At 66.1% G+C, this 26,759-nt stretch carries 21 protein-coding genes; 9 read left to right on the top strand and 12 right to left on the bottom strand.

Features of this window, described 5'->3' with window-relative positions; translation table 11 throughout:
* The first annotated feature begins 25 nt into the window (after window positions 1-25).
* Complete coding sequence (rimO, locus tag ML401_RS16805) at window positions 26-1,351, top strand: 30S ribosomal protein S12 methylthiotransferase RimO (RefSeq protein ID WP_285812498.1); 1,326 nt, start codon at window positions 26-28, stop codon at window positions 1,349-1,351.
* 9 nt (window positions 1,352-1,360) lie between these two features.
* Here the strand turns inward: rimO and ML401_RS16800 are convergent, their stop codons facing one another.
* Window positions 1,361-2,302 carry a hypothetical protein gene (locus ML401_RS16800; protein WP_285812690.1) on the bottom strand — a complete coding sequence of 314 codons (942 nt, stop codon included), beginning with the start codon at window positions 2,300-2,302 and terminating at the stop codon, window positions 1,361-1,363.
* A 431-nt stretch (window positions 2,303-2,733) separates the two neighbouring features.
* Between ML401_RS16800 and ML401_RS16795 the strand changes: the two genes are divergently transcribed.
* Window positions 2,734-3,924, top strand: coding sequence for an acetylornithine transaminase (locus ML401_RS16795; RefSeq protein ID WP_285812497.1), 1,191 nt, complete (start codon window positions 2,734-2,736; stop codon window positions 3,922-3,924).
* A 67-nt stretch (window positions 3,925-3,991) separates the two neighbouring features.
* Here ML401_RS16795 and ML401_RS16790 read toward each other — a convergent pair whose 3' ends face one another.
* The 3 genes from ML401_RS16790 to pcsA form a co-directional block, all read right to left on the bottom strand.
* Window positions 3,992-4,966, bottom strand: coding sequence for a quinone oxidoreductase (locus ML401_RS16790; RefSeq protein WP_194408079.1), 975 nt, complete (start codon window positions 4,964-4,966; stop codon window positions 3,992-3,994).
* Window positions 4,967-5,041: 75 nt separating this feature from the next.
* On the bottom strand, window positions 5,042-5,800 hold the full coding sequence (locus tag ML401_RS16785) for a TerC family protein (protein WP_211416985.1): 759 nt from the start codon (window positions 5,798-5,800) through the stop codon (window positions 5,042-5,044).
* Window positions 5,797-6,522, bottom strand: coding sequence for a phosphatidylcholine synthase (pcsA, locus tag ML401_RS16780; RefSeq protein ID WP_194408077.1), 726 nt, complete (start codon window positions 6,520-6,522; stop codon window positions 5,797-5,799). The genes ML401_RS16785 and pcsA overlap by 4 nt, the downstream gene beginning before the upstream one ends.
* Window positions 6,523-6,650: 128 nt before the next feature.
* On the opposite strand from pcsA, the gene ML401_RS16775 reads away from it, so the two are divergent.
* Window positions 6,651-7,835 (top strand): UbiH/UbiF family hydroxylase, encoded by a 1,185-nt coding sequence (locus ML401_RS16775; RefSeq protein ID WP_285812496.1) that lies wholly within the window; start codon window positions 6,651-6,653, stop codon window positions 7,833-7,835.
* Window positions 7,836-7,856: 21 nt separating this feature from the next.
* Here ML401_RS16775 and ML401_RS16770 read toward each other — a convergent pair whose 3' ends face one another.
* Window positions 7,857-8,810, bottom strand: a complete 954-nt coding sequence (locus tag ML401_RS16770; RefSeq protein WP_285812495.1) for an AEC family transporter — start codon at window positions 8,808-8,810, stop codon at window positions 7,857-7,859.
* Window positions 8,811-8,916: 106 nt separating this feature from the next.
* Between ML401_RS16770 and hspQ the strand changes: the two genes are divergently transcribed.
* On the top strand, window positions 8,917-9,249 hold the full coding sequence (gene hspQ, locus ML401_RS16765) for a heat shock protein HspQ (protein WP_028136346.1): 333 nt from the start codon (window positions 8,917-8,919) through the stop codon (window positions 9,247-9,249).
* A gap of 76 nt (window positions 9,250-9,325) precedes the next feature.
* On the opposite strand, the gene ML401_RS16760 is transcribed toward hspQ, so the two are convergent.
* A complete protein-coding gene (locus tag ML401_RS16760) occupies window positions 9,326-10,144 on the bottom strand; it encodes an invasion associated locus B family protein (protein WP_285812494.1) in 819 nt (272 codons plus the stop codon).
* 259 nt (window positions 10,145-10,403) lie between these two features.
* Here ML401_RS16760 and ML401_RS16755 point away from each other — a divergent pair, with 259 nt between their 5' ends.
* The 3 genes from ML401_RS16755 to ML401_RS16745 all read left to right on the top strand — a co-directional run bounded on the left by ML401_RS16755 (window position 10,404) and on the right by ML401_RS16745 (window position 15,089).
* Window positions 10,404-12,272, top strand: coding sequence for an extracellular solute-binding protein (locus tag ML401_RS16755; RefSeq protein ID WP_285812493.1), 1,869 nt, complete (start codon window positions 10,404-10,406; stop codon window positions 12,270-12,272).
* A 4-nt stretch (window positions 12,273-12,276) separates the two neighbouring features.
* A complete protein-coding gene (locus ML401_RS16750; protein WP_285812492.1) occupies window positions 12,277-13,779 on the top strand; it encodes a class I adenylate-forming enzyme family protein in 1,503 nt (500 codons plus the stop codon).
* 86 nt (window positions 13,780-13,865) lie between these two features.
* Window positions 13,866-15,089 (top strand): GGDEF domain-containing protein, encoded by a 1,224-nt coding sequence (locus tag ML401_RS16745; protein ID WP_285812491.1) that lies wholly within the window; start codon window positions 13,866-13,868, stop codon window positions 15,087-15,089.
* 133 nt (window positions 15,090-15,222) lie between these two features.
* On the opposite strand, the gene mfd is transcribed toward ML401_RS16745, so the two are convergent.
* Window positions 15,223-18,741: a transcription-repair coupling factor gene (mfd, locus tag ML401_RS16740; protein WP_285812490.1), complete on the bottom strand. Its 3,519-nt coding sequence runs from the start codon at window positions 18,739-18,741 to the stop codon at window positions 15,223-15,225.
* Window positions 18,738-19,028 (bottom strand): succinate dehydrogenase assembly factor 2, encoded by a 291-nt coding sequence (locus ML401_RS16735; protein ID WP_194408069.1) that lies wholly within the window; start codon window positions 19,026-19,028, stop codon window positions 18,738-18,740. Before ML401_RS16735 ends, mfd begins: the two co-directional genes overlap by 4 nt.
* A gap of 185 nt (window positions 19,029-19,213) precedes the next feature.
* On the opposite strand from ML401_RS16735, the gene recG reads away from it, so the two are divergent.
* Complete coding sequence (gene recG, locus ML401_RS16730) at window positions 19,214-21,322, top strand: ATP-dependent DNA helicase RecG (RefSeq protein ID WP_259209193.1); 2,109 nt, start codon at window positions 19,214-19,216, stop codon at window positions 21,320-21,322.
* Here the strand turns inward: recG and panE are convergent.
* A complete protein-coding gene (panE, locus tag ML401_RS16725) occupies window positions 21,319-22,248 on the bottom strand; it encodes a 2-dehydropantoate 2-reductase (RefSeq protein ID WP_211417494.1) in 930 nt (309 codons plus the stop codon). The two genes, recG and panE, sit on opposite strands and share 4 nt — an antisense overlap.
* A gap of 136 nt (window positions 22,249-22,384) precedes the next feature.
* On the opposite strand from panE, the gene ML401_RS16720 reads away from it, so the two are divergent.
* Entirely contained in the window at window positions 22,385-22,906 is a 522-nt protein-coding gene (locus ML401_RS16720; RefSeq protein ID WP_212068615.1) for an AAA family ATPase, read from the top strand.
* A 10-nt stretch (window positions 22,907-22,916) separates the two neighbouring features.
* On the opposite strand, the gene ML401_RS16715 is transcribed toward ML401_RS16720, so the two are convergent.
* The 3 genes from ML401_RS16715 to glmS all read right to left on the bottom strand — a co-directional run bounded on the left by ML401_RS16715 (window position 22,917) and on the right by glmS (window position 26,559).
* The gene (locus ML401_RS16715; RefSeq protein ID WP_285812689.1) at window positions 22,917-23,774 is read right to left on the bottom strand and encodes an NAD(P)-dependent oxidoreductase; all 858 of its coding nucleotides are present in this window, start codon (window positions 23,772-23,774) and stop codon (window positions 22,917-22,919) included.
* Between the two features lie 103 nt (window positions 23,775-23,877).
* A complete protein-coding gene (locus ML401_RS16710) occupies window positions 23,878-24,648 on the bottom strand; it encodes a DUF502 domain-containing protein (RefSeq protein WP_211416974.1) in 771 nt (256 codons plus the stop codon).
* Window positions 24,649-24,732: 84 nt separating this feature from the next.
* Entirely contained in the window at window positions 24,733-26,559 is a 1,827-nt protein-coding gene (glmS, locus tag ML401_RS16705) for a glutamine--fructose-6-phosphate transaminase (isomerizing) (RefSeq protein WP_194408064.1), read from the bottom strand.
* Between the last annotated feature and the right edge of the window lie 200 nt (window positions 26,560-26,759).

The raw sequence follows: 26,759 nt of genomic DNA, 5'->3' as shown, positions 1-26,759 counted from the left end.
GCCGGTCAATCAGGCAGATTTGGATATGGATCAGACGGCTGCGCCCAAGGTCAGCTTCGTGTCGCTCGGGTGTCCCAAGGCATTGGTGGATTCGGAGCGCATCATCACGCGCCTGCGCGCGGAGGGCTATGAGCTCGCCCGCAAGCATGACGGGGCCGATATCGTCATCGTCAATACCTGCGGCTTCCTCGACAGCGCCAAGCAGGAATCGCTTTCGGCGATCGGCGAGGCCATGGCCGAGAACGGCAAGGTGATCGTGACCGGCTGCATGGGCGCCGAGCCCGAGCAAATCGAGCAGGCCTATCCCGGCGTGCTCTCCATCACCGGGCCGCAGCAATATGAGAGCGTGCTGGACGCGGTGCATCGCGCGCTGCCGCCGGCCCACAACCCTCACGTCGATCTGGTGCCGCCGCAGGGCATCAAGCTGACGCCGCGCCACTACGCCTATTTGAAGATCTCCGAAGGCTGCAACAACCGCTGCACGTTCTGCATCATTCCGAAGCTGCGCGGCGATCTGGTCTCGCGCCCCGCCAACGACGTGCTGCGCGAGGCCGAGCGCCTCGTCGGCGCAGGCGTCAAGGAGCTCTTGGTGATCTCGCAGGACACCTCGGCCTATGGCGTCGATCTCAAATATGCCGAGAGCCCGTGGAAGGATCGCCAGGTCCGTGCCAGATTTTTGGACCTTGCGCGCGAGCTCGGCGAACTCGGCGCCTGGGTCCGCCTGCAATATGTCTACCCCTACCCGCATGTCGACGAGGTCATCGCGCTGATGAACGAGGGCAAGGTGCTGCCCTATCTCGACATCCCGTTCCAGCATGCGAGCCCCGACGTGCTGAAGGCGATGAAGCGCCCGGCCGCGCAGGACAAGACGCTGGCGCGGATCAAGCGCTGGCGCGAGGAATGCCCCGATCTCGCACTTCGCTCGACCTTCATCGTCGGCTTCCCCGGCGAGACCGATGCCGACTTCGCCTATCTGCTCGACTGGCTCGACGAGGCCGAGATCGATCGCCTCGGCTGCTTCAAATACGAGCCCGTTGCCGGCGCGACCTCGAACGGGATCGAGAACCCGGTGCCGGAAGAGGTCAAGCAGGAGCGCTACAACGCGCTGATGGCCCGCCAGCAGAAGATCTCCGCGCGCCGGCTGAAGCGCAAGGTCGGCACGCGCCAGCAAATCATCATCGACGAGGTCGGACCGACTGTCGCCAAGGGCCGCTCCAAGGCCGATGCGCCGGAGATCGACGGCGCGGTGTACCTCACGAGCCGCCGCCCCTTGCGCGTCGGCGAGATCGTCACCGCCAAGATCGAGCGCGCCGATCAATACGATCTGCACGGCAGCGTCGCGGGATTCTGACGCACTCCGTCACGCCAGCCATTTCGGCACCCAGCGCTCCGGGCGCGGGGCGCGGGCGAGATCGGCCTTGGCTTCAGCAAGCAGCGCCGGTTCGCCCTCGATCGTCGGGCGGACATCGTATTCGAAGCTGGGCATGACGCGGCCGTCCGCATAGAGGCCGAAATTCATCGCGTACCACAGCCCAAGCTCGGGCTGCGCGCGGCGCATCTCCTCGCGCAGATCGCGCAGCAGGGATTCGATTGAAGCGGCTTCCGCGAACGGCTGGGGCCCGCGCGACAGCACGCGCGCCTGGTACTGCTTGCCGACGATCGCGACCTCGAAACGGGTCTCGTCCCAGGGGTTCTTGCCCTTCGGCAAATGGGCGGCCAGCCGCCAGCCGAGCTCGGCCATCAGCCGATGATTGGCCCAATAATCTTCGCGATCCCGACTCCACTTCTCCACGAAGCCGCGGAAATCGGGCAGCTCCGATGACGTCTCCTCGGGCGTTGTCGGCTCGCCAAGCGGCCGTCCGGCGAGCCACTGTGCGAGCTCGACCGTCTGGCACTCGACCTCGTCATGCGGCTTGAGATCGCTCCAGGCATTGTCGAATTGTTGCGACGTCAGTTTGGCGAGCAGACCATCGAGACTCGGCGCCAGCAGTTCGTAATCGCCCTCCGACCCCAGCCCCACGATCGGCGGGTTGTCGCGGTCGAGACCTGCGCCGTACCAGCCGCCGACGGCCGAACCATCCGGCAGCCGCATGAACAGCGAAAACCGATCGCGCAACGGACTGCCGTCGACGATCGGCGCATGATCGGAGAACTGGCCCTGCAGCGCAAAGCAGCCGACGCTGCCCCACGGGCGTCCGTCGAGCCACGTGGCAAAGTCGACCAGCAGCGGGGGTGCTTCGATGCCCGGCGGAAATGCGCCGCGAATGCTGTCGAGGTCGATTGGATAAGGCGTATCGGACAAGGCTGAAACTGTCTCGTTGGTCCCGCCAATCTTGGTCTGAGCCGCGTTGCGTTCGGTTCGAACCAAGTCGCATCCTTCGATCACAAACGCGCCAGCGACGGGATGGTTTCTCACGGCCATCGACGAACTGCGCGCGAAATCCCCTCGCATGAACCGCACGCAACCCCACACGCTCGGCGTGCATCCGCAAAACGCCCGCTTGACAAGCCCTGCCCCCCGCATGTATTGCCGCGCCCCATGATCAACGCCCGGACCAACCTGCGCACCGAGATGCTCCGCCGTCGCTCCCGCGACGACGAGAGGGTGCGCCATGTCCGAGGACGCCGCTGAACCACTGAATTCAGCCGAGTTTTTCGAGAAGGCCGCACCCGCAAGGTGCGGCCTTTCTGCTTTTTGCGCCCCTTTTCCACCCGCCTCCAGAGGAGTTCGACATGACGACGCATCCGTACGACGCGCTGATGGACATCACCGCACGGCCGAAGGCCGTGTTCGTCCGCGGCGCGGGCTCCTACCTCTGGGACGACAGCCGCAAGCGCTATCTCGACTTCGTGCAGGGCTGGGCCGTCAACTGCCTCGGCCATTCCCCGGCGGTGGTCGCCGACGCGCTTGGCGCCCAGGCGAAGCGGCTCCTGACGCCGAGCCCGGCCTTCTACAACGAGCCGAGCCTGAAGCTGGCGCAGGCGCTGGTCGCCGGCAGCGCCTTCGACCAGGTGTTCTTCGCCAATTCCGGCGCGGAAGCCAACGAAGGCGCGATCAAGCTCGCGCGCAAATATGGCAGCCTGCACAAGGGGGGTGCGTTCGAGATCATCAGTTTCGAAGGCGGCTTCCACGGCCGGACGCTGGCGACGATGTCGGCTTCGGGCAAGAAGGCGTTCGAGCCGCTGTTCGAGCCGAAGGTCGCGGGCTTCAAGAAGGCCAAGCTCAACGACATCGCCTCGGTCGAAGCGCTGATCAACGACAACACCGTCGCCGTGATGCTCGAGCCGATCCAGGGTGAATCAGGCGTGTGGCCCGCCACCGATGCGTTCCTGCAGCAGCTCCGCGCGCTGACCGAGGCGCACGGCCTGCTGCTCATTTTCGACGAGATCCAGACCGGCATGGGCCGCACCGGGAAACTCTTCCACTATGAGCACACGGGCATCTCGCCCGACATCATGACGCTCGGCAAGGGCACCGGCGGCGGCGTCCCGCTCGCAGCCCTGCTCGCGACCGAGCGCGCCTCCTGCTTCGAACATGGCGATCAGGGCGGCACGTTCAACGGCAACCCGATCATGTGCGCCGCGGGCCTCGCGGTCCTCGAGGAGGTCGGCAAGCCGGACTTCCTGAAACAGGTCACCGAGACCGGCCTCCTGCTGGAAAGCGAGCTGCAGAAGGTCTCGGCCCGGCACGGCCTCGGCGGCGTGCGGGGACGCGGCCTGTTGCTCGCGCTCGACCTCAAGCTGCCGATCGCACCCGGCATCGTCGCGCAGGCCTTCGAGCAAGGCGTGCTGCTCAACGCCCCGCAGGTCGACACCCTGCGCTTCATGCCGGCGCTGAACGTCGCGAAGGCGGAGATCGCCGAGATGATCGATTGTCTCGACGGGATCTTGACCAAGGCCGGCGCGGCACGGCGGGTGGCGTAGAGCCGCTTGTGTCCCGGACGCAGCGCAGCGCCTCTTCGGCGGTGCGCTGCTGAGCCGGGACGCGACACTAAGGCTTCAAGATCGACGCGCCCGTGGTCTTGCGGCTTTCCAGATCGATATGCGCTTTCGCCGCGTCCTTGAGGGCGTAGGCATGGTTGATCGGCACGTGGAGCTTGCCGTTGATGACGGCGGCGAACAGCGTGTCGGCGCCTTCCAGGAGCTCCTTGCGCGTGCCGACATAGTCGTTGAGCTTCGGCCGTGTCGCGAACAGCGAGCCGTGATTGTTGAGCTCGGCGATCGAGAACGGCGGCACCGGACCCGAGGCGTTGCCGAACGAGACGAACATCCCGCGCGGCTTCAGGCAGGACAGCGAGCCAGGGAAGGTCGCCTTGCCGACGCCGTCATAGACGACGTCGCAGCCCTCGTTGCGGCTGATCTGCTTGACGCGGGCGACGAAGTCCTCCTCGTTGTAGAGGATGACGTGGTCGCAGCCATTGGCTTCGGCGAGCTCGGCCTTCTCGCGCGAGCCGACCGTGCCGATGACGTGCGCCCCGAGCGCCCTCGCCCATTGGCAGGCCAGAAGGCCGATGCCGCCGGCGGCGGCATGGATCAGCACGCGGTGGTGCGGCTCGACCTTGAAGGTCTTGTGCAGGAGATACCAGACGGTCAGCCCCTTCAGCATCAGCACGGCACCCTGCTCGTGGGTGATGTGGTCGGGCAGCTTGACCAGCTTCTCCCAGGGAATGTTGCGCTCGCCGGTATAGGCCCCGAGATTGTGGTAGTAGGCGACGCGATCGCCGGGATGGAAATGCGTCACCCCGGGCCCGACCGCGACCACCTCGCCCGAGGCCTCGTTGCCGGCGATGAAGGGCAGCCCCGGGGCCTTGTAGAGACCGGTGCGGTAATAGACGTCGATGAAATTCAGGCCGACCGCATGCTGGCGGATCCGCACCTCGCCGGGACCAGGCGCTGGCACGTCGACGCTCTCATAGACCAGGGCTTCGGGGCCTCCGACCTTGTGCACACGGACCGCTTTGGTCATCACCTGACCTCCTCTTCTCCAGGGCCAGCGAAAGACATCGCGCCCGCCTTGTCAACTCGATGGCAGCTGGAACGGCTACGCGGACGGCTCGCCGGTTTTCTTCCCGGTTTTCTTGCCGGTCTTCCTGCGATTGCGCTTGGCCAGCACGTTGAAGAATTCAACCGCCGCCGAGAACGCAATGGCGAAATAGACGTAGCCGCGCGGAATATGGAATTGGAATCCGTCCGCGACCAGCGCGACGCCGATCAGCACCAGGAAGGCCAGCGCGAGCATTTTCGTGGTCGGATGCTCTGCGACGAATCGCGCCACCGGACCCGACGAGATGTACATGATCAGGCAGGCGATCACGACCGCCGCGATCATGATCTCGATGTCCTGCGCCATGCCGATCGCGGTGATGATCGAGTCCAGCGAGAACACGATGTCGATGATGATGATCTGGACGATCACCCAGAAGAACGCGCTGCCGCCGGATTTCTGGTCGCTACTGTCGTCATCGGCCTCGACCTCGGCGTGGATCTCGTGCGTCGCCTTGGCGATCAGGAACAGGCCGCCGCCGATCAGGATGAGGTCGCGCCAGGAGAAGTCCTGATTGGCAACCGAGAACACCGGCGCGGTCAGGCCGATCAGCCAGACCAGCAGGCTGAGCAGGATGAGGCGAAACACCAGCGCCAGCGTCAGCCCGATCTGGCGGGCGCGATGCGCCTGCTTCTCCGGGATGCGCGAGACGATCACCGAGATGAAGATGACGTTGTCGATGCCGAGCACGATCTCGAGCGCGGTCAATGTCAGCAGCGCGGCCCAGGCCTCGGGGCTGGTGATGAGGTGCATCATGCGAAGGATCTGACGAGGCGGATCAAGGCGTCGCTGAAGCTGATCCAGAGCGCGATGGCGCAAAGCACGATGGTGACGCCGGCGCCGACCCGAAAATCCATCTCCAGCACGTAGAGGCCGAGCACCGCCCAGATCGCGATCAGCGACATCGTCAGCCAGCGCAGCCGCACGACACGGACCGGATGCAGCACGTGGAACGGCACGAAGGTCAGCACGACGAGCGCGGTCACCAGCAGCGTCGACCATAGCGGCGGCCAGTGCAGCAGGAACAGATAGAACGCTGCCGCATTCCACAGCGCCGGGAAGCCGCGGAAGTGATTGTCGTCCGCCTTCATGCGCAGGTCGGCGAAGTATAATGCGCTGGTGACGATGATGGCGACGCCGAGCAAGGGCGCTGCGACCGGCAGCAGCAGACCGCTGGCCACGATCGCATAGGCCGGCACGAACACATAGGTGACGAAGTCGACCACGAGATCGAGCACGTCGCCCGACCAGTTCGGCTGCACGTTCTTGACGTCGAGCCGGCGCGCGATCGGACCGTCGATCGCGTCGATGATCAGGGCGACGCCCAGCCATTGAAACATCGCCGCCCAGTGCTCGCGCACGGCTTCCAGCATCGCGAGCAGCGCGATTGCCGCGCCGAACGCGGTGAAGATGTGCACCGAGAAAGCCGCGGCGCGGATCGCGGGCGTGGGCTTCAGGGAATCCTCTTGGCTATCCATGGCTTCTGCTATCAGAATGAGGCCGATTTGCACATGTGCCAGGGCGCCGCCCGGTGACACAATTCGTCGAAAAATCAGGCAGAATCAGCGGGCTTGAATTTGCCGCCGGGCGTGTCAATTGTCGTTCCATGACAGACGCATCGACACTTCATGACGCCGCCGTGATCGGCGGCGGGCCGGCGGGACTTGCCGCGGCGATCGCCCTGGCGCAGGCGGGTGCCCGGACCGCATTGGTGGCGCGGCGCGTTCCCTATGCCGACAACCGCACCACCGCGTTACTGGGTGCCTCCGTCGACTTCCTGGAGACGCTCGACGTCTGGTCGCGATGCAGGGACAAGGCGGCCGCCCTCGAGGTCATGCGCCTCGTCGACGACACCGGCCGGCTGTTCCGCAGCCCCGAGGTCCGGTTCTCCTGTCACGAAATCGCGCTCGACGCCTTCGGCTACAACATCGACAACCGCTCGCTGATGCTGGCGTTGGAAGAGCGCGCGGCGGAGCTGCCCAATCTTGTTCGGTTCGACGACGAGGCTGAAAGCGTCGTGATCGAAGCCGACGACGTTGCAATCCGCACGGCCTCCGCGCAGTTTCTCGTCGCCCGCCTCGTGGTCGGCGCCGACGGCCGGCATTCGCTGTGCCGCGAGGCTGCCGGCATCGCGGTGACGCGGCGCGAGCTGTCCCAGACCGCGCTGACCTTCAACGTCGGCCACGTCAGGCCGCATCGCAACGTCTCGACCGAGTTCCACACGCCGCACGGTCCCTGCGTGTTCGTTCCCCTGCCCGGCGACCGCTCCAGCGTCGTCTGGGTCTCGGCTCCTGCCGAGGCCGAGCGGCTGCGGAGCCTCGATGATGCGGAGCTCTCCGCCGCGGTCGAGAAGCAGTCGCATTCGATCCTGGGACGCATGAGTGTGGAGCCCGGGCGCAACCTGTTCCCGCTGGCGATCGAACGCCCCAAATCCTTCGGCCGCGACCGCATAGCGCTTATCGGCGAAGCCGCCCATGTGGTTCCCCCGATCGGCGCCCAGGGCCTCAATCTCGGCCTGCGCGACGCCGCCGACATCGCTCGGCTCGCCGGCGAAGCCGTCATTGCGGGACAGGATCCCGGCGCGGACGAGGTGCTCAAGCGTTACGACCGCGCACGGCGCCCGGACATTCTGAGCCGGACCTTTGCGATCGACATCGCCAACCGCTCCCTGCTCAACGATTTCCTGCCGCTGCAGCCGGTCCGTGCCGTCGGCATGCACCTGCTCGGCGCCATCGGCCCGCTCCGCCGTCTTGCGATGCGCGAGGGCCTGACGCCGACCTGGCGAAGGTAGTTCTGGCGCCGCTAAGCCCGCTCACGGAAACGCCAGCCGTCCTGTCTGGAGCAGCCACATCACGCTGGTCAGCGTGACCACGGATGCAAAGGTGCCGAGCAGCACCGCGACGGAGGCGGATTCGATCCAGGCATCGTTCTGCCGGGCGATCACGAACACGTTCAGCGCCGGTGGCAGCGAGGCCATCAGCACGGCGGTCGCGGCCCAGGGCTGCGCGAACGGCCCGAACGCGAGCATCAGGCCGAATGCCGCGAGCGGGTGGAACAGCAGCTTGATGGCGATCACGCCCGGCACCTCCCAAGGCACGCGGTCGAATGGGCGCAGCGTCACGGTCACGCCGAGCACGAACAGCGCGGTCGGGGCCGCCGCGTTCTGCAGGAAGGTGATCGTGCGATCGAGCGCGACCGGCATCTCGAGATGCAGCGATGCGAAGGCCGCGCCGAAACAGGCCGACATGATCAGCGGGTTGAGCACGATCTGCTTCAGCACGACGCCGAAGGCGTGCACGATCGAGGGATGGTCGCGGTCGGAGAGCTCGATCAGCAGCGGCACGATGGTGAACAGGAAGATGCTGTCGCAGCAGAAGATCAGCGCGGTCGGCGCCGCGGCCTTGGTCCCCAGCACGGCGAGCGCCAGCCCCGGCCCCATATAGCCGATATTGCCGTAGCCGCCGGAGAGACCCGCAAGCGTCGCCTCGCGCAATGTCAGCCGGCCGAAAACCTTGCCCACGACCAGCGCCAGGGTGAAGGCGGCGACGGTGGACAGCGTGGTTGCGACCAGGAACGGCGGGTTGTTCAATTCCGAGAACGGCGTCTTGGACATGATCGCAAACAGCAGTGCCGGCAGCGACACGTAGAGCAGGAAGAAGTTCATCCAGGCGAGGCCTGATTCCGGCAGGGATTTGACCTTGCCGCAGGCGAAACCGACGAAGATCAGGCCGAAATAAGGTAGCGCGAGATTGAGGATATCGACCATTGATGAAGTGTTTTCTGAAGAATTGGGGGCTATCCGCCCCTTCAGTGAACGCTAATTCCAGATGAGGCCACTAGCATCGGCCACAATCCTGGTCTATCGACGGGGAATGATTAAAGCGCGGACCGCCAAATTCCAGATCGGACAGGTCGTGCGCCACCGGATCTTCTCGTTCCGGGGCGTGATCTTCGACATCGATCCGGAATTCAACAACACCGAGGAGTGGTGGCTGTCGATCCCCGAGGAGGTGCGGCCCCACAAGGACCAGCCGTTCTACCACCTGCTCGCGGAGAACGCGGAGTCCGAATACGTCGCCTACGTCTCCGAGCAGAACCTGCTGCCGGATGAATCTGGCGAGCCGGTCCGGCATTCCCAGGTGGCCGAGATCTTCATCAAGAACAAGGATGGCGGCTATCGCCCGCGCAATCCCTCGCTGAACTAGGATTTCTCCGCCGGCAGCGGCCAGCAAAAAAGGCGCTCGAAACGAGCGCCTTTTTCATGTCCGGGATTGGGTCCGATTACTTCTGACCCGCGGCCGGTGCACCCGGAGGCGTGCCCTGCTGCTCGAGCTTCTTGCGCTGCTCGTCGGCCTTCTTCTGCAGCTCTTCCTGCAGCTTCTTCTGGGTTTCCTCGAACACCTTCGGGTCCGTCGGCGGACCGTCATAAGCCTTCTGGAATTCGCCGGCGAGCGGCAGCGGCAGGGTCAGCGGCGCGCCGTTGGCATTGATCGCCTGGACAACGAGATTCTGACCCTTCTTCATGTTGTTGATGAGCTCGGGCGTTGCTTCGTAGTCCGACATGCAGCCGTTCTGGAAGCAGATCACATAGGGCTGCTGCAGCGGCGCGTTGCTGTCCACGATGATGCGGGTGCCGTGCACGAGCTGCATGCCGAGCGGCAGCGTCACGCGCAGGATCTTCTTGGGCTCGCCTTCCGGCTCGATGATGACGGCGGCGATGACCGGCTGGCCCGACTCGATGCGGCCGTCCTTGCCGGTGAAGCAGACCTGCTTGGCATTGGCGTCCTGGCCCTTCAGGCAGAACTTGGTCCAGGGAGCGTAGATCAGCTGGATCTGCTGGTCGGCCGGCTGGGCCGCGCCCTGCTGCGCCGGAGCGCCCTGGGCCGGAGCCTGCTGGGCGGGGGCCTGAGCGGCCGGCGCCGGAGCCTTGGGGGCAGCCTTGGGAGCCGCTTTCGGTGCCGGAGTCGCCTTGGGCGCGCCGGGGGCCGGTGCCGGGGTTTGGGCCTCGGCGGCAAACGGGACGGCCAACGCCGTCGCCGTCAACAAGGCGGAAAGTCGCCCGCGCGGCCGGACGGACGCGGCCAAGTAACGGAAATTCATTGCGGAAAACCCTTTCTGAACGGGAAGTGCCCGAACCGCTCCGAAGCGCCGAACCTGGCCGCCTTGGGCGCGGCTCTCTCCCCGTCAATTGAGGCGGATAAGTGACGGGCTCGACGCTCTTGCGCGATTGGGTGCCTTCTTAACGTGGCCGACGAAAAGATCAATGCCGACAAGCGCCTTTGGCCACGCCGCAAGCTCAGCCCAGTGAATTCCCTGTGATAGGATTCAGACCCGCGGGTCTTCGAATCAACGTGTGCTGATGTTCATGTTCCAACGCCTCTTCGAGGGCCCCGGTGTCCGCCTTTGCGTCCTGGCTTTGGTGATGGCCTCGGTCCTTGGCTTGGCCCTTGTCAGTGGACCGTCGACAGGCGCCGCACGCGCCGACGAGACCCATGCCATCGCCATGCATGGCAAGCCGGCGATGCCTGCCGATTTCAGCCATATGCCCTACGCCAACCCCGATGCTCCCAAGGGGGGCCGCCTGACCTGGGGCGCTCTCGGCACCTTCGACAGCCTCAATCCCTTCATCGTCAAGGGATTGGCCGTGCAGCAGATGCGGAGCTACGTGGTCGAAAGCCTGCTAGCGCGCGGCAATGACGAGCCGTTCACGCTTTACGGCCTGCTCGCCAGGAGCATCGAGACCGACGACGAGCGCAGCTTCGTCACGTTCCGTCTCGATCCGCGCGCCCGCTTCTCCGACGGCAAGCCTGTGCTTGCGGAGGACGTGCTGTTCTCCTGGCAGCTGCTGCGCGACCACGGCCGGCCGAACCACCGGCAGTATTACGCCAAGGTCGCCAAGGCCGAGGCGACCGATCCCCTCACCGTCCGCTTCGACCTCACCGGCGCGAATGATCGCGAGCTGCCGCTGATCCTCGGCCTGATGCCGATCCTGCCCAAGCACGCGGTCGATGTCGCGACCTTCGAGGAAACGACGCTGACGAGCCCGATTGGCTCCGGCCCCTATCGTGTCACGGCCGTGAGACCCGGCGCCAGCGTGACGCTCACTCGCAATCCCGACTATTGGGGCCGCGACCTCGCAATCAACCGCGGGCTCTTCAATTTCGACGAGATCCGGCTGGACTATTTTCGCGAGGCCAACGGCCAATTCGAAGCTTTCAAGCGCGGCCTCTACGATTTCCGCGTCGAGCACGAGCCGCTGCGCTGGCACGACGGCTATGATTTTCCCGCCGCAAAAAGCGGCGAAGTGATCCGCGACACCGTCAAGCCGGGCCTGCCGCAGCCATCCGAATTCCTGGTGTTCAACACGCGCCGGCCGATCTTCGCCGACATCCGCGTGCGCCAGGCGCTGACGCTGCTGTTCGACTTCGAGCTGGTCAACCGCAACTATTTTTTCGGGCTCTATTCGCGCGTTGCCGGCTATTTCGCCGGATCCGACCTGTCGGCCTATGGCCGGCCAGCGGACGCGCGCGAGCGTGAGCTTCTCAAGCCGTTCGCCGCTCGAATTCCACCCGACATCATGGACGGCAGCTACCGCCTTCCCGTGACCGACGGATCGGGACGCGACCGCACCACGTTGCGCGCGGCGCTGAAACTGTTGTCCGAGGCCGGCTACGATCTCGACGGCACGGTGCTGCGCAACCGTGCGACCAAGGCGCCCTTCAGCTTCGAGATCCTGGTCACGACCCGCGACCAGGAGCGCATCGCGCTCGCGTTCCAGCGCGACCTCAAGCGCGCAGGCATCGAGCCGAGCGTGCGGTCGGTCGACCCCGTGCAGTTCGACCAGCGCCGTTTGGCCTACGAATTCGACATGATCCAGAACCGCTGGGACCAGTCGCTGTCGCCCGGCAACGAGCAATCTTTCTACTGGGGCAGCGCGGCCGCGGACAATCCGGGGACTCGTAACTACATGGGCGCCAGGGATCCGGCGGTCGATGCCATGATCGCCGCCCTGCTCGAGGCCCGTGAACATACGGAGTTCGTCTCGTCGGTGCGAGCGCTCGACCGGGCTCTGATCGCAGGCTTCTACACAATCCCCCTGTTTAACGTATCCGAGCAATGGATCGCGCGCTGGAATCGGATAGAACGGCCCAAGGCCACCTCGCTCTCAGGCTATTTGCCGGAGACCTGGTGGTCGAAGGGGCAGCCGCAAGCCACTCAAGCAAAGTGACGCCGTGAACCAGCCAGCCGCATCGCCGACGCTCGACACGCTGTTTCAGCGCACGCTGACCCGGCAGCCGCACGCGGCCGCTTTGCTCGATCCCCTCAACAAGGCACGCGTGACCGGGCACCAGCCGCGGCGAATGAGCTACGCCGAGGCCGACACGGCCATCGAGGCGCTGTCAGCCCATTTCGTCGAATCGGGGCTGCCGGCCAATTCCGTCATCGCGATCCAGCTGCCCAACACCGTCGAGTTCGTACTGACGGTGCTCGCCGCCCATCGTGCCGGCCTCGTCGTCGCCGTGCTGCCGCTGCTGTGGCGCCATGCGGAACTGACCGCCGCGCTCAATCGCACGGCGGCTCGCGCCATCGTCACCATGAGCAAGGTCGACGGCGTCAGCTATGCCGACCTCGCGATGCATGCGGCGGCCGAGGCCTTCTCGATCCGCCACGTCTGCGGCTTCGGGACCGATCTGCCCGAAGGCATGGCGTCGCTCGACGACGTGCTGGCACGCCCGCCTGGCACCACGCGCACCGTGATCCAGGACGGCCGCAAGGCGGCGATGATCTCCTTCGACGTCACCGCGGAAGGCTTTCGTCCGGTCCCGCGGCCGCATTTCAGCCTGATCGCCGGCGGGCTCGCAATGTCGCTCGAAGCCGACATCAGGCAGGGCGCGACGGTGATGGCGGCCTTCGCGCCGATGTCGTTCGCCGGCCTCGCCTCCTCGCTCGCGGTGTGGCTGCTGTCGGGCGGCGCGCTGGCGCTGCATCATCCCTTCGAGAACGAGGTGCTGGAGCAGCAGATCAACGAGCATGAATGCGAGGTGCTGATCGCGCCGGCGCAGCTCGCGCTGCGGCTCGGCGATTCCGACCTGGCGGCGCGGATGCCTTCCTTGCGCAACGTCATCGGCCTGTGGCGCGCGCCCGAGCAAGTGGCGGCGAGCGAAGCATGGATCGCGCCCCATGCGCCGCTGACCGACGTCTATCTGTTCGGTGAAGCCGGCCTGTTCGGTGCCCGCCGCGGCGAGGACGGCATGCCGGTCGCGGTGATGCCCGGACCGCACGGTGCTCCGCGCGAGCAGTCCGGCTCGTCCATTGCCGGCGAGATCCTGCTGACGCCGAAGGGTACGCTCGGCCTGCGCGGCGCGATGGTGCCGATCGCGGCCTATGCGCCACCCCAGCCGGTCGGCGACACCCTGACGGCGCAACCGCCGCGCGACTATGTCGACACCGGCTATGCCGCACGGCTCGACCGCCCGAGCGGCGCGATCTGCATCACCGCGCCACCATCCGGCATCATGGCCGTCGGCGGCTACCGCTTCCTCTCGAACGATTTGCAGGAATGGGCACGCCGGCTCGGCCAGGGCGCGCTGCTCACCGCACTGCCCGACCGGTTGTCCGGGCACAGGCTGGCCGGGCGCGCCCAGGACAATGCGCGCGCCCGCGAGGCGCTCAGCGAGCTCGGGCTTAACCCTTTGATGGTCGAAGCTTTTCGCGACCGCTCCGGGCCGATCTAGGCGCAGTTTCGCCTGGAACGTTGACGCCGCATTAAGGCGGCCAAACTAGATTGCGCGGCATCTGTCGCGTGATCAGAGTTTGTCGAATGTCCCAGGCGGGCCCGATCCTCTTTGTGTCCAATGCCGATCGGCCGCCCTTCGTCGGGGCGCTGGACGAGGCCCGGCTGTTTCCCGTGGTCGATATCGATTGGGCCAGCGCGGCACGCGCGGTCGAAGAGGTGCAGCCGGCCGCGATTCTCGCCATGATGTCGGGCGGACACGAGCCGCATATGGCATCGCTCGCAAGGAAGATCGCCGAGCAATCGCCCTACCTTCCATTCGTCGCCATGGATGCGGCGGGCACGCTGCCTCACAACGCCCTGCCCTTTTCCTCGCGCGGCGGCCATCCCGACCGCCTGATCGCACGGCTTCGCGCTGCGCTACGCGTGCGCACGCTGCACGCCACGGTGCTGCGCCGTCTGCCCGAAGTGAAAGTCGCGCTGCCGGAGGGTGACCCCGCACGCGATGCCACCGTGCTGCTGATCGGCCGTGGCGCGGCCTACCCCGCACTCTCCGTCGCGCTCGGCGAACGCGTCGGCGTCGTCGGTGCGCTCTCGATCGAGGCCGCCGCGAAACACCTCAACACCCGTGACCTCGACGGCGTCGTCCTTGCCGAGGGCTTTACCGCGCGCGTCACCGACGCCTTTCTGACGGTGCTTGCCGAGGACACCCGCTTTCGCAGCCTGCCCGTGGTCGTCACCGCGCACCAGCTGACGCAGACCTACGATCTGCCCAATCTCGAATTGATCCCCGGCGAGCCGGCCAGGGTCGCGGCCAATGCGCTGCCGCTGATCCGCCAGCACGCAATGGAAGCCCAATTGAGCCGCACGCTACGCTCGATCGATGCCGGCGGCTGGCTCGATCCGCGCAGCGGCCTGCTGACGGCGGAAGCCTTCGCCCGCGATTTCGCCAAGGCGGTCGAGCAGACACTGGCGCGCGGCGGCGGCCTCTCGGTCGCACGCTTCGCCTTCGACCCCGGCAATTCCCGCGCCCAACTCGACGCCGCGCGTATTTTAAGCCGCCTGATGCGGCAGATGGATTTCGGCGTGGCGCAGAAGGACGGCTCGGTGATCGTCGTGTTCGCGGAGACCGACTTCCGCACCGCGCATATGATCGCGCGGCGTTTGTCGGCGGTGATGCGGCATACCTCGAACGGCAAGCACGAGATGCGCAGCGAGCCCGTCGTCAGCGTGGACTCGCTGTCGCCGTCGGATACGGCACGGTCGCTGCTGGCCCGGCTGTCGGCGGACGCGTCACGGGCGGCGTCGTAACGGCTCTCGTGCCCCGGGCACAGCGCAGCGCTCTTCGCGGTGCGCTGCAGAACCGGGGCAAACCATTGCCTCCAAAAACCGGGTCCCGGCTCTGCGCTCCGCTTCGCTGCGCTTGTCCGGGACACAAAGAGCCTCACGCCGCCTTCTTGCTCTCCGCGAGCTGCGCCAGCTGCCGCATGATCTCCGTCGTGCCGGCAAGCCGCTCCTCCGGTGTCTCCCAGTCCTGCAAAAACACCACCTTCATGTCGGGGCGCACCTTGGCGGCCTGGCCGTAGCTGCGGATGAAGCTCACCAGGCGATCGGGATGGGCGAAGGAATTGTCGCGGAAGACGATGACGGCGCCCTTCGGGCCGGCGTCGATCTTCTCGACATTGGCCCTGCGGCAGAACGCCTTGATCGCGGCGACCTTGAACAGGTAGCGCACCTCGTCGGGCAGAACGCCGAAGCGATCGCGCATCTCGGCGCCAAAGTTCTCGATCTCCTCCTCGGTGTCGAGATCGGCAAGCCGCCGGTACAGCGACAGCCGCACCGAGAGATCGCCGACATAGTCCTCGGGAATGAGCACGGGCATCCCGATGGTGATCTGTGGCGACCAGCGGTCGGCGGCGGGCTCGGACACGCCGGCCTTGAGGTTGACGATCGCCTCCTCCAGCATCGATTGATAAAGCTCGAAGCCGACCTCCTTGATGTGGCCGGACTGCTCCTCGCCGAGCAGATTGCCGGCGCCGCGGATGTCGAGGTCGTGGGAAGCGAGCTGGAAGCCGGCGCCCAACGTCTCCAGCGATTGCAGCACGGTGAGCCGGCGCTCGGCCTGCGCGGTGATCTTCTGCTGCGCCGGCAGCGTGAACAGCGCATAGGCACGCAGCTTCGAGCGGCCGACCCGGCCGCGCAGCTGATAGAGCTGGGCGAGGCCGAACATGTCGGCGCGGTGCACGATCAGCGTGTTGGCGTTGGGGATGTCGAGGCCGGACTCGACGATCGTGGTCGACAACAGGATGTCGAACTTGCCGTCGTAGAACGCGGTCATGATGTCCTCGATCACGGCGGGCGGCATCTGCCCGTGCGCGACCGCGACCTTCATCTCGGGCACGTTCTTGTCGAGGAAGTCCTTGACCTCGGCGAGGTCGTCGATGCGCGGCACCACGTAGAACGCCTGGCCGCCGCGATAGCGCTCGCGCAGCAATGCCTCGCGGATCATCAGCGGGTCGTGCGGAGCGACGAAGGTGCGCACCGCAAGGCGGTCCACGGGCGGAGAAGCGATGATCGAGAGCTCGCGGACGCCGGTCAGCGCGAGTTGCAGCGTGCGCGGGATCGGCGTTGCCGACAGTGTCAGCACGTGCACCTCGGAGCGCAGCGCCTTCAGACGCTCCTTGTGAGTGACGCCGAAATGCTGCTCCTCGTCGACGATCACGAGGCCGAGGTCGCGGAATTTGATGGCCTTGCCGAGCAGCGCGTGAGTACCGACGACGATATCGACCGAGCCGTCAGCGATACCCTTCTTGACGAGGTTGAGCTCCTTGGTCGCGATCAGGCGCGAAGCCTGCGCCACGTTCACGGGAAAGCCCTTGAAGCGCTCGGTAAAGGTCTTTGCGTGCTGGCGCGCGAGCAGCGTGGTCGGCACCACGACCGCGACCTGCTTGCCTTCGAGCGCCACGGCAAACGCTGCGCGCAGGGCCACCTCGGTCTTGCCGAAACCGACGTCGCCGCAGATCAGCCGGTCCATCGGACGGCCGAGCTCGAGGTCCTTCAGCGTGGCTTCGATGGCCCCGAGCTGGTCCTCGGTCTCGTCATAGGGGAAGCGTGCGCAGAATTCGTCGTAGAGGCCGGGCTGCACCGGGAGCTTGGGCGCCTCGTGCAAATGGCGCGCGGCCGCGATCTTGATCAATTCGCCGGCGATCTCGCGGATTCGGTTCTTGAGCTTCGCCTTGCGGGTCTGCCAGCCGCCGCCCCCCAGGCGATCCAGCTCGACCGAGGTCTGGTCGGAGCCGTAGCGCGAAAGCAGCTCGATGTTCTCGACCGGCAGGAACAGTTTTGTCTCGGCGGCATAATGCAGCTCGAGGCAGTCGTGTGGCGCGCCGGCGACGTCCAGCGTCTGCAGGCCGACGAAGCGGCCGATGCCGTGATCGACGTGGACGACGATGTCGCCGGCGGCAAGGCTCGTCACCTCCGAGATGAAATTGTCGAGCTTGCGGCTTGCCTTGCGCGGCCGCACCAGGCGGTCGCCGAGGATGTCCTGCTCGCTGATGAGGGCGATCTCGTCGGTCTCGAAGCCGCTCTCGAGGCCGAGCACGGCGAGCATGGTCTCGTTGCGCGGGGTCGCCTGCACCGTGCGCCAGGAGTTGACGCTGGCGGTATGGGTCAGCTTGTGGTCGCGCAGCATGGAGGTCATGCGGTCGCGCGAGCCTTCGCTCCACAGCGCGATCACGACCTTCTTGCGCTGGGCGTGCAGCGCCATGACGTGGCTGACGACGGCCTCGAACACGTTGACCGTGGTGTCGTTGCGCTCCGGCGCGAAGTCGCGGCCCTTGCGCGCACCGGCGTCGACGACGCCAGTCCCATCAGTCGGAACCGAGAACTGCGTCAGCCGCACCAGCGGCATCTCGCTTTCGCGCTTGGTCCATTCCTCGCCGGTGAGATAAAGCCGATCAGGCGGCAGCGGCTTGTAGATCGCGCCGCCGCCGGGATGCTCCATCGCCTCGCGGCGGGCCTCGTAATAGTCCTGGATCTGCTTGAAGCGCTCGCGGACGGCGTCCTCGGCCTGTGGCTCGATCGCGATCGGAGCGCCTTGCAGATAGTCGAACAGCGTGTCCATCCGGTCCTGGAACAGCGGCAGCCAGTGCTCCATGCCGGGATGGCGGCGGCCCTCGCTGACGGCCTCGTACAGCGCATCGTCGCGCTCGGGCGCGCCGAACTCGGCGACATAGCCCATGCGGAAACGGCGGATGGTGTCGGTGACGAGCTGGAATTCGGAGACCGGCACGAGGTCGAGCGAGCGCATATCGAGCAGCGTGCGCTGGGTCTCGGCATCGAAGCTGCGGATCGATTCCAGGCTGTCGCCGAAGAAGTCGAAGCGCACGGGCTGGTCGAGGCCCGCCGGAAACAGGTCCAGGATGCCGCCGCGCACGGCATATTCGCCGGGCTCGCGCACGGTCGAGGAGCGGTTGTAGCCGTTGTGCTCCAGCCAGGCGACGATGGTGTCCATCGGCACGACATTGCCGGGGGCAACCGACAGCGCCTGCGCCGCGACGAGCTCGCGCGCGGGCACGCGCTGCACGACGGCGTTCACCGTGGTCAGCACGATCAGCGGCTTGTCGCTGCCGGTCAGGGACGCAAGCCGTGCCAGCGTCGTCAGGCGTTGCGCCAGGATGCCGCCATGCGGCGAGACGCGGTCATAGGGTTGGCAGTCCCAGGCCGGAAAGGTCAGCACCGGCAGATCGGGCGCGAAGAATTGCAGCGTGCGTTCGAGCTGCTGCATGCGCGGACCGTCGCGGCAGACCACCGCCAGGCTGACGGCGGGCTTCTTCGGCCGCGCCGCGATGGCGCGCGCGAGATCGGAGATGACGAGCCCCTCGGCGCCTTCCGCGACATTGGCAAGCGTCAGCGCCCGGCCGGGCGCAAGCAGCTCGGCCGGCGATTTCATGCCCTGTTTCATACGCCGCCGTCCGCGATCGGATAGGCCTTGATGCGGGCGAACAATGCGCCGGTGACGTCAGCCGGCAGCACCTTGTCGCCGGTGATGGCGGCATAGAGATCGGGATCGTTGACCTCGAGCAGCGCCTCGAGCTGGGTCAACTCGTCATCCGACAGGTGGCCGATCTCGGCATCGGCGAAGCGGCCGAGGATCAGATCCATCTCGCGCGTGCCGCGGTGCCAGCAGCGGAACAAAAGCCGCTTGCGGCGATCGTCCAGCCCGCTGCTCGATCGTGTCGTTCCCGTCATGTCTCAAATCCAGTCAAACGCAGAAAGCCCGGACGTGCCGGGCGGGGTTGATATAGCCATTCGACCGGGCCGTGTCAGCCCTCGATTTGGCATGGCCCAGCGGCCAGCGCAGCGTACGAAAAAAGACGTGGATGCCCCGCACAAAGCCGGGCAAGACGGGCCGAAACGATCCTAGATTCGCATCCATGCGCCCAAGCCTGCTCAATCCGCTGTTTGCTGCCGTGACCAGCCTGCCCGGCGTCGGTCCGAAGCAGGACAAGCTGCTGCAGTACCTGCTCAGCCGCAACGAGACGCCGCGGCTGGTCGATCTCCTGCTGCATCTGCCGAGCCAGGTGATCGACCGCCGGGCGCGGCCGAAGATCCGAGACGCCGTGCAGGGAACCATGGTGACGCTGGAGGTCACCGTCGACCGTCACCGCCCGCCCCCGCCGCGCAATTCGCGCGCGCCGTATCTGGTCTACGCCAGCGACGACACCGGCGACGTCGTGCTGACCTTCTTCCGCGCCAAGCCGGGCTATGTCGAGAAGCTGCTACCGGTCGGCGAGAAGCGCTACGTCTCCGGCACGCTGCAGATGTACGACGGCATTCCGCAGATCGTGCATCCCGACCGCGTGCTGGACGAGGAAGCGATCTCGAAACTTTCCGGCATCGATCCGGTCTATCCGCTGACGGAAGGCCTCGCGCTCGGCTCGCTGCGCCGCGCGATCGCGCAGGCCCTGCAGAAGCTGCCGGCGCTGCCGGAATGGATCAGCCCGGAGGTGATGCGACGCTGTCATTTTCCGCCGATCGCCGAAGCGCTCAATCGGGTGCACCAGCCGGTCGAGCTGACGGACATCCTGCCCGATCAGCCGTTCTGGTCGCGCCTTGCCTTCGACGAGCTCCTGGCGGGGCAGCTCGCGCTCGCCCTGATCCGCGCGCAACTCCGTCGCCCCGCCGGCGTGCGCAATGCCGGCGACGGTCACCTCCGCAACAAGATCATCGACGCCCTGCCCTATGCACTGACGCCCTCCCAGCGCAGCGCTGCGGCGGCGATCGCCGAGGACCTGCAGCAGCCGGTGCGCATGCTGCGCCTGCTGCAGGGCGACGTCGGCTCGGGCAAGACCGTGGTCGCGCTGCTCGCGGCCGCCGCCGTCGCCGAGGTCGGCAAGCAGGCCGCGCTGATGGCGCCGACCGAAATTTTGGCGCGCCAGCACATCAAGACCATCGCTCCGCTCGCCGAGCGGGCCGGCATGCGCGTCGCGATCCTCACCGGCCGCGAGAAAGGCAAGGAGCGGCGCGAGATCATCACGCAGCTCGAAGCAGGCGAGATCGATCTGCTCGTCGGCACCCATGCCCTGATCCAGGACGACGTGATCTTCCACGACCTCGCGCTCGCCATCGTCGACGAGCAGCACCGCTTTGGCGTGCGCGAGCGCCTGGCGCTGACGTCGAAGGGGGAAGCCGTCGACGTGCTAGTGCTCAGCGCCACACCGATTCCGCGCACGCTGGTGCTGACCTACTTCGGCGACATGGACATCTCCGAGCTGCGCGAGAAGCCCGCCGGCCGGCAGCCGATCGACACCCGCGCCGTCGCCATGAGCCGGCTCGGCGAGGTCATGGACGGCGTCGGACGCGCGCTCGACGCCGGCAAGCTGGTCTACTGGATCTGCCCGCTGGTGGAGGAATCCGAGGCCGAGGGCACCGAGCACCTCACCAACGCGACTAAGCGCTTCGAGAGCCTGCAAAAGCGTTTCGGTGATCGTGTCGGCCTCGTCCACGGCCAGATGAAGGGCACGGACAAAGACCGCGTGATGGGCCAGTTCGCCGCCCACGAGATCGGGCTGCTGGTCGCGACCACCGTGGTCGAGGTCGGCGTCGACGTGCCGGCGGCGACCATCATGGTGATCGAGAACGCGGAGCGTTTCGGCCTCGCCCAGCTGCACCAGTTGCGCGGCCGCATCGGCCGCGGCTCGGAGGCCTCGACCTGCATCCTGCTCTATAGCGAGCCGCTCGGCGAGATGTCGAAGGCCCGGCTGAAGGTGATCCGCGAGACCACCGACGGTTTTCGCATCGCCGAGGAGGACCTGAAGCTGCGCGGCGAAGGCGACGTGCTGGGCGTGCGCCAGAGCGGCCTGCCCGGCTACCGCATCGCGCGCTCGGAGGTCCACGGCCAGCTCATCACCCAGGCGAGAGACGAGGCGCTGCGCATCCTGAAAGACGATCCGAAGCTGAAGGGCGAACGCGGCGAGGCGTTGCGCTGCCTGCTGTATCTCTACGAACGGGACGAGGCGATCCCGCTGATCGGGGCGGGTTAGCTCGCGGCTCTTCGGCGCCCCACTTCATAGGCCGACACATGCGCGCGGGCCAGATCCAGCAGCGGCGTCTCGATGCCGAGCGCTCGGGCGCGATTGGCCATATCGCCAAGGATGTGCTCGGATTCGGTGACCGAACCACGCTCGATGTCGCGCAGCATCGAGGCCTTCAGCGGCGAATCCAGCGTCGTGAAGAGCTTGCGGTCGAACTCGATGAAGGGAGCGCGCGGCTCGAAACCCGACGCCGTCGCAACGGCGCAGCATTCGGCGAACAAGCGGAAAATGGACTGCTCGCCGTTCGGCACGGCCAGAATATCTCCGATGCTGGCGCGCATCAGGCAGGTGATGCCGGCGAGCGTCGAGAGCTGCACGAACTTCTCCCACATGTCCTGCATGATCGCTTCGCTGGCACGCACGTCGATGCCGGGAACGTCGAGCAGCCCCTCCAATGCGAGCGCGCGCTCGCTCAGCGCTCCCTCGACCTCGCCGAAAACGATGGTCTGGTTGGCCATGAACTGAACCACCCTGCCATCCGCATCCAGCCCGGCGCTGACATTCGCGAGACCACCGAGGACGCGCGCGGCGCCGAAACGTGCGGCGAGAGCGTCGACATGTTTCAGCCCGTTCAGGATCGGCAAGATCAGCGTGCTCGGGCCGACCGCGGGCGCAAACTGGGTCATCGCGTCATCGAGCGAGTAGGCCTTCACCCCGACGAGCACGACGTCAAATGGCTCCTTGAGGTCCTTCGTCAGAACGATCCTCGGCTGCACGGCAAAATCGCCGTGTGGACTCACGACCTGTAGTCCGTTCAGGCGCAGTTGTTCGGCCCGCGTCCCGCGCACCAGGAAGGTCACGTCGCGGCCTGCTCGAACCAAGCAAGCTCCATAATAGCCGCCGAGCGCGCCAGCGCCGATCACCAGCACTCTCATTCGAACTCCCGTTGCAGAGGAACCGCAAAGACAATAGCAGATGCGCTCCGCAGCGTCTCCTCCGTGACGGCTTGGATAAAGCTGTTGTAGCAGACCGCCCCTTCCGCCGCGGCCGCTTTCGTGAAACCTTCTCGCGATGCGCCGGATCATTGTCGTTGGCTCCCAGGGCAGCGGAAAGACGAGCCTCGCCCTGAGTCTCGGGCGCAAGCTCGGCCTGCCCGTGGTGCATCTCGACGTGCTCTATTGGCGGCCGGGCTGGAAGCCATCGGACAAGGCGAGCTTTCGGGCAAATGTCACTGAAGCCATCGCCGGCGACGCCTGGATCGTCGACGGCAGCTTCTCGGATCTGGCCTTCGATCTCACGATCGCACGCGCCGATATTCTCGTTGTCATCGACCGTCCGCGCTGGCTCTGCCAGTGGCGCATCCTCTGGCGCTCGGCGTTCAATCGCGATACGAGGCGGCCCGATCTGCCGGAGGGATGCCCGGAACAGTTCGACTGGAAGGTGATGCAGGAGGCATGGCGCTACGACACCGAGCGCGTGCCCGTCATCGAGGCCGAGCGCTTGCAGCACGGCCCCGATGTCCCCGTGGTCCGCCTGAGGCGCGACCGGGACATTCAGGGCTTTCTGGACTCGGTTTCAGTGAATGGTGAGTGAGTCCATCCGATCAGGTTTTCTTCCGCGCGATCCCCGCGGCAAATGCCTTCATCAGTTCGGCATCCACCGCCTCGCCCTTCGCGTCTTCCGCCAGATGCTCGAACCAGCGCGCAAAGCCCTCGTAGATCTGGCTGGCCGGATGGTCGGGCCCGAGGAAACCGGAGATCTCCCGCATCTCCGCGACCCAGCGATAGGCTTTCGGAATCATGTCCGGCAGCGCGACCTCAAGCCGGGCCAGGATCGCGGGTTGGCTCAGTGCCAGCTCGTCGCGCAGCGCATCGGCCGCGCCCGCTTTGGTGGCCGCGACCACCATGGCTGAGCCGATGCCGGCGAGGCCCTTGACGATGCCGGCATAGGACATTTTCAAAGCGGACGCCGCGCCGACCGGGCCTTCGACGATCCGCACGTCGAGACCGAAATCCTTGAGCACCGCGACGTCCTTGGCGTGCTCCCCGGACACGTAGAACGCAGGACTCTTGCCGCCCGGCTGCGGCGGAAAGCCGATGATCCCGCCATCGACGAAGGGCGCCTGCGCCGAGCCGATGATCTCCTCAATCCGTTGCACGGTGTCGACGTTGACGGCGTTGCAATCGACGACGATGGGCTTGTTCTCACGCCTGACGATCAGCGCCGCCAGCCGCTCGGCCAGCGCGACGGCTTCACCCGGCGGCACGATCGAAAGAATGATGTCGGCGTCCGCAATCGCCTCGTTCTCGGCGCCGATCATGCCGGCGTCTGCTGCGCGCTTTTTCGTCGCCTCGCTCCGCCCCTTCAAGGACGTCAACACCCGCGCGCCATGCTCGCTGAGACGGCGGGCGACGGCGCTGCCCATGGCGCCGGGCGCGAGGATCGCGATGGTTTTGGACATCATGCACTCCAGATCGAATTCCGAGCGAGGCGCTCAGGTCACCGGAGAATAGCAGAGGATGCGAAGGCAGCGCGACCGGCGGCCATCCCGCGCGGGAATGGCCCTACTCCACCTTCGCAGGCTCGGGCCGAATCGCCGACGCATTGGCGATGCGCGCGGCATTCGCCATGCCGGCAAGCGCCGCGGCCTTCTTCGGATCTGGTGCCGAGCCGGGCTGCACCACGCCGGCCGACATGATCAGCGTCGCGGCATCCTCCGTGCTCATATCGACCTCGACGATCTTGCTCTTGGGCACATAGAAGAAGAACCCGGTGGTCGGGTTCGGCGAGCACGGCAGGAACACCGAGACATGCTCCTCCTGCCCCGGCAGGCTACGCGCGACCTCTTCATTCGGCGATTGCGAGATCAGCACGATCGACCACATGCCCGGCGAGGGAAACTCGACCAGGCCCACTTTCCGGAAGCTCGAGCCCTTGCCCGAGAACAGCGTCTCGAACACCTGTTTCAGGCCACGGTAGATGGCGCGCACGGCCGGGATCCGGCCAAGAAACGTTTCGCCGACGTCAACGAGCGTGCGGCCGATCAGGTTAGCCGCGAGGAAACCGACCAGTGTGAGCGTGAAGAATGCGACAACCAGTCCCCAACCGGGAATGACGTAGGGCAGATACGTTTCCGGCCGGTAGGCCAGCGGCACGAACGGCCGCACCACGCCGTCGACCCAGGTGACGAACCACCACACCAGATACAGCGTGATGGCGATCGGCCCTGTGACGACGAGGCCGGTCAGAAAGTAATTGCGGAAGCGGCCCATCAGGCCGGTATGCGGTTCCGGCAGGGGATCAAGAGGCGCAGGCGCGTCGTCGCGGGGGGTCATTCGGGTTCCAGGTCGGTCGCAGCACACAAGCTAGGGTCTTCTAGCAGGTTTTGGAAGACCGCGACCGACTGATATCCCGTCTGCCTATTCCACAGTCACCGATTTCGCGAGATTGCGCGGCTGGTCGACATCGGTGCCCATCACGACAGCCGTGTGATAGGCGAGCAGCTGCACGGGGACGGCGTAGACCATCGGCGTGAAAGCCGCCGCCATGTCGGGCATGACGATGGTGACGAGGGACTCGACCGTCGCCTCCTCCGCGCCCTTGGCGTCGGTCATCAGGATGATGTTGCCGCCACGGGCGGCGACCTCCTGCATGTTGGAGACCGTCTTTTCGAACACCCGATCGTAGGGCGCGATGACGACCACGGGCATGGTCTCGTCGATCAGCGCGATCGGTCCATGCTTGAGCTCGCCGGCGGCATAGCCCTCGGCGTGGATGTAGGAGATTTCCTTCAGCTTCAGCGCGCCTTCCAGCGCCAGCGGGAAGCTGGTGCCGCGGCCGAGATAGAGCACGTCGCGCGACTTGGCGATCCGGTGCGCGAGCTTCTCGATCTGGAGCTCGGTGGTGAGCGCGTCCGCCATCAGGCGCGGGACCTCGACGAGACCGTGGACCAGCTTGGTCTCGTCCTCGTCGGAGAGTTCGCCGCGCGCCTTGCCGGCGGCGATCGCAAGATTGGCCAGCACCATGAGCTGACAGGTGAAGGCCTTGGTCGATGCGACGCCGATCTCGGGACCGGCCAGCGTCTGCAGCACGGTCTCGCTCTCGCGGGCGATCGTCGAGGTCGGCACGTTGACGACGGCGACCGTGTGCACGCCCTCGGCCTTGGCGTAGCGCAGTGCCGCCAGCGTGTCGGCGGTCTCGCCCGACTGCGAGATGAAGATGGCGAGATCGCCCTTGCGCAGCGGCGCTTCGCGGTAGCGGAATTCGGAGGCGACATCGACCTCGACCGGCAGGCGCGCAAAGCGCTCGAACCAGTATTTTGCGACGAAGCCGGCATAGCTCGCGGTGCCGCACGCCGTGATGTTGATGCGCTGGATGGTCTTGAAGTCGAAGGGCAGCTTGACCGGCAGCGAGACCCGCTCCGTCGCCATGTCGACGTAGCGCGCCAGCGTGTGGCCGACCACTTCCGGCTGCTCGTGGATTTCCTTGGCCATGAAGTGACGGTAATTGGCCTTGTCGACCAGCGACGTCGAGGCGGCGTGCTTGATCTTGTCGCGCTGGACGGCGTTGCCGTCCTTGTCGAAGATATCAGCGCTCTTGCGTGTCAGCACGACCCAGTCGCCATCCTCGAGATAGCTGATCGTGTCGGTGAACGGGCCGAGCGCGATGGCGTCGGAGCCGAGATACATCTCGCCGTCGCCATAGCCGATCGCAAGCGGTGGGCCGTTGCGGGCGCCGATCATGAGATCGTCGTCGCCGGCGAAGATGAAGCCGAGCGCGAAGGCGCCGCGCAGGCGCCCCAGCGCCAGCTTCACCGCCTCCACCGGCTTATTGCCGCGCGCGAGCAGATCGTCGACGAGGTGCAGCACGATCTCGGTGTCGGTCTCGGTGTGGAACACCGTGCCCTTCTTCTCGAGCTCCTCGCGCAGCTCGCGGAAATTCTCGATGATGCCGTTGTGGACCACGGCGACGCGCTCGGTCGCGTGCGGATGGGCGTTGTTGACGGTCGGCTTGCCGTGGGTGGCCCAGCGGGTGTGGCCGATGCCGGTCGTGCCCTTGAGCGGCTCGGCTTCCAGCCGCTTCTCCAGGTTCTTCAGCTTGCCCTCGGCGCGGCGGCGCTCGAGATGCTTGCCTTCGAGCGTGGCAACGCCCGCCGAATCGTAACCGCGATATTCGAGACGTTTGAGCGAATCCACCAGCTGCTCTGCAACCGGCTCGCGCCCGAGAATGCCGACAATCCCGCACATGCGGATCACTATCCCCCAAATCGTCGAAAAATCGCCTAAACGACGCGCCCGGTTTTTAGCGAAATTCCCAGGGAACCATATACTCAATAATTATTGCTGATTGAGACAGCCTGGACCGCGACCCGAGCTTCGCCTGCGTCGAATTGGCCGGCCTTAAACCGCGCGCGTTAACTTGTTGTCAACATGTTTGACCAACGATT

Source organism: Bradyrhizobium sp. 62B, from assembly GCF_030272265.2.
Classification (GTDB): Bacteria; Pseudomonadota; Alphaproteobacteria; order Rhizobiales; family Xanthobacteraceae; genus Bradyrhizobium.
Note: the sequence above shows the minus strand (reverse complement) of the source record. Positions and strands in the feature narration are given on the sequence as shown.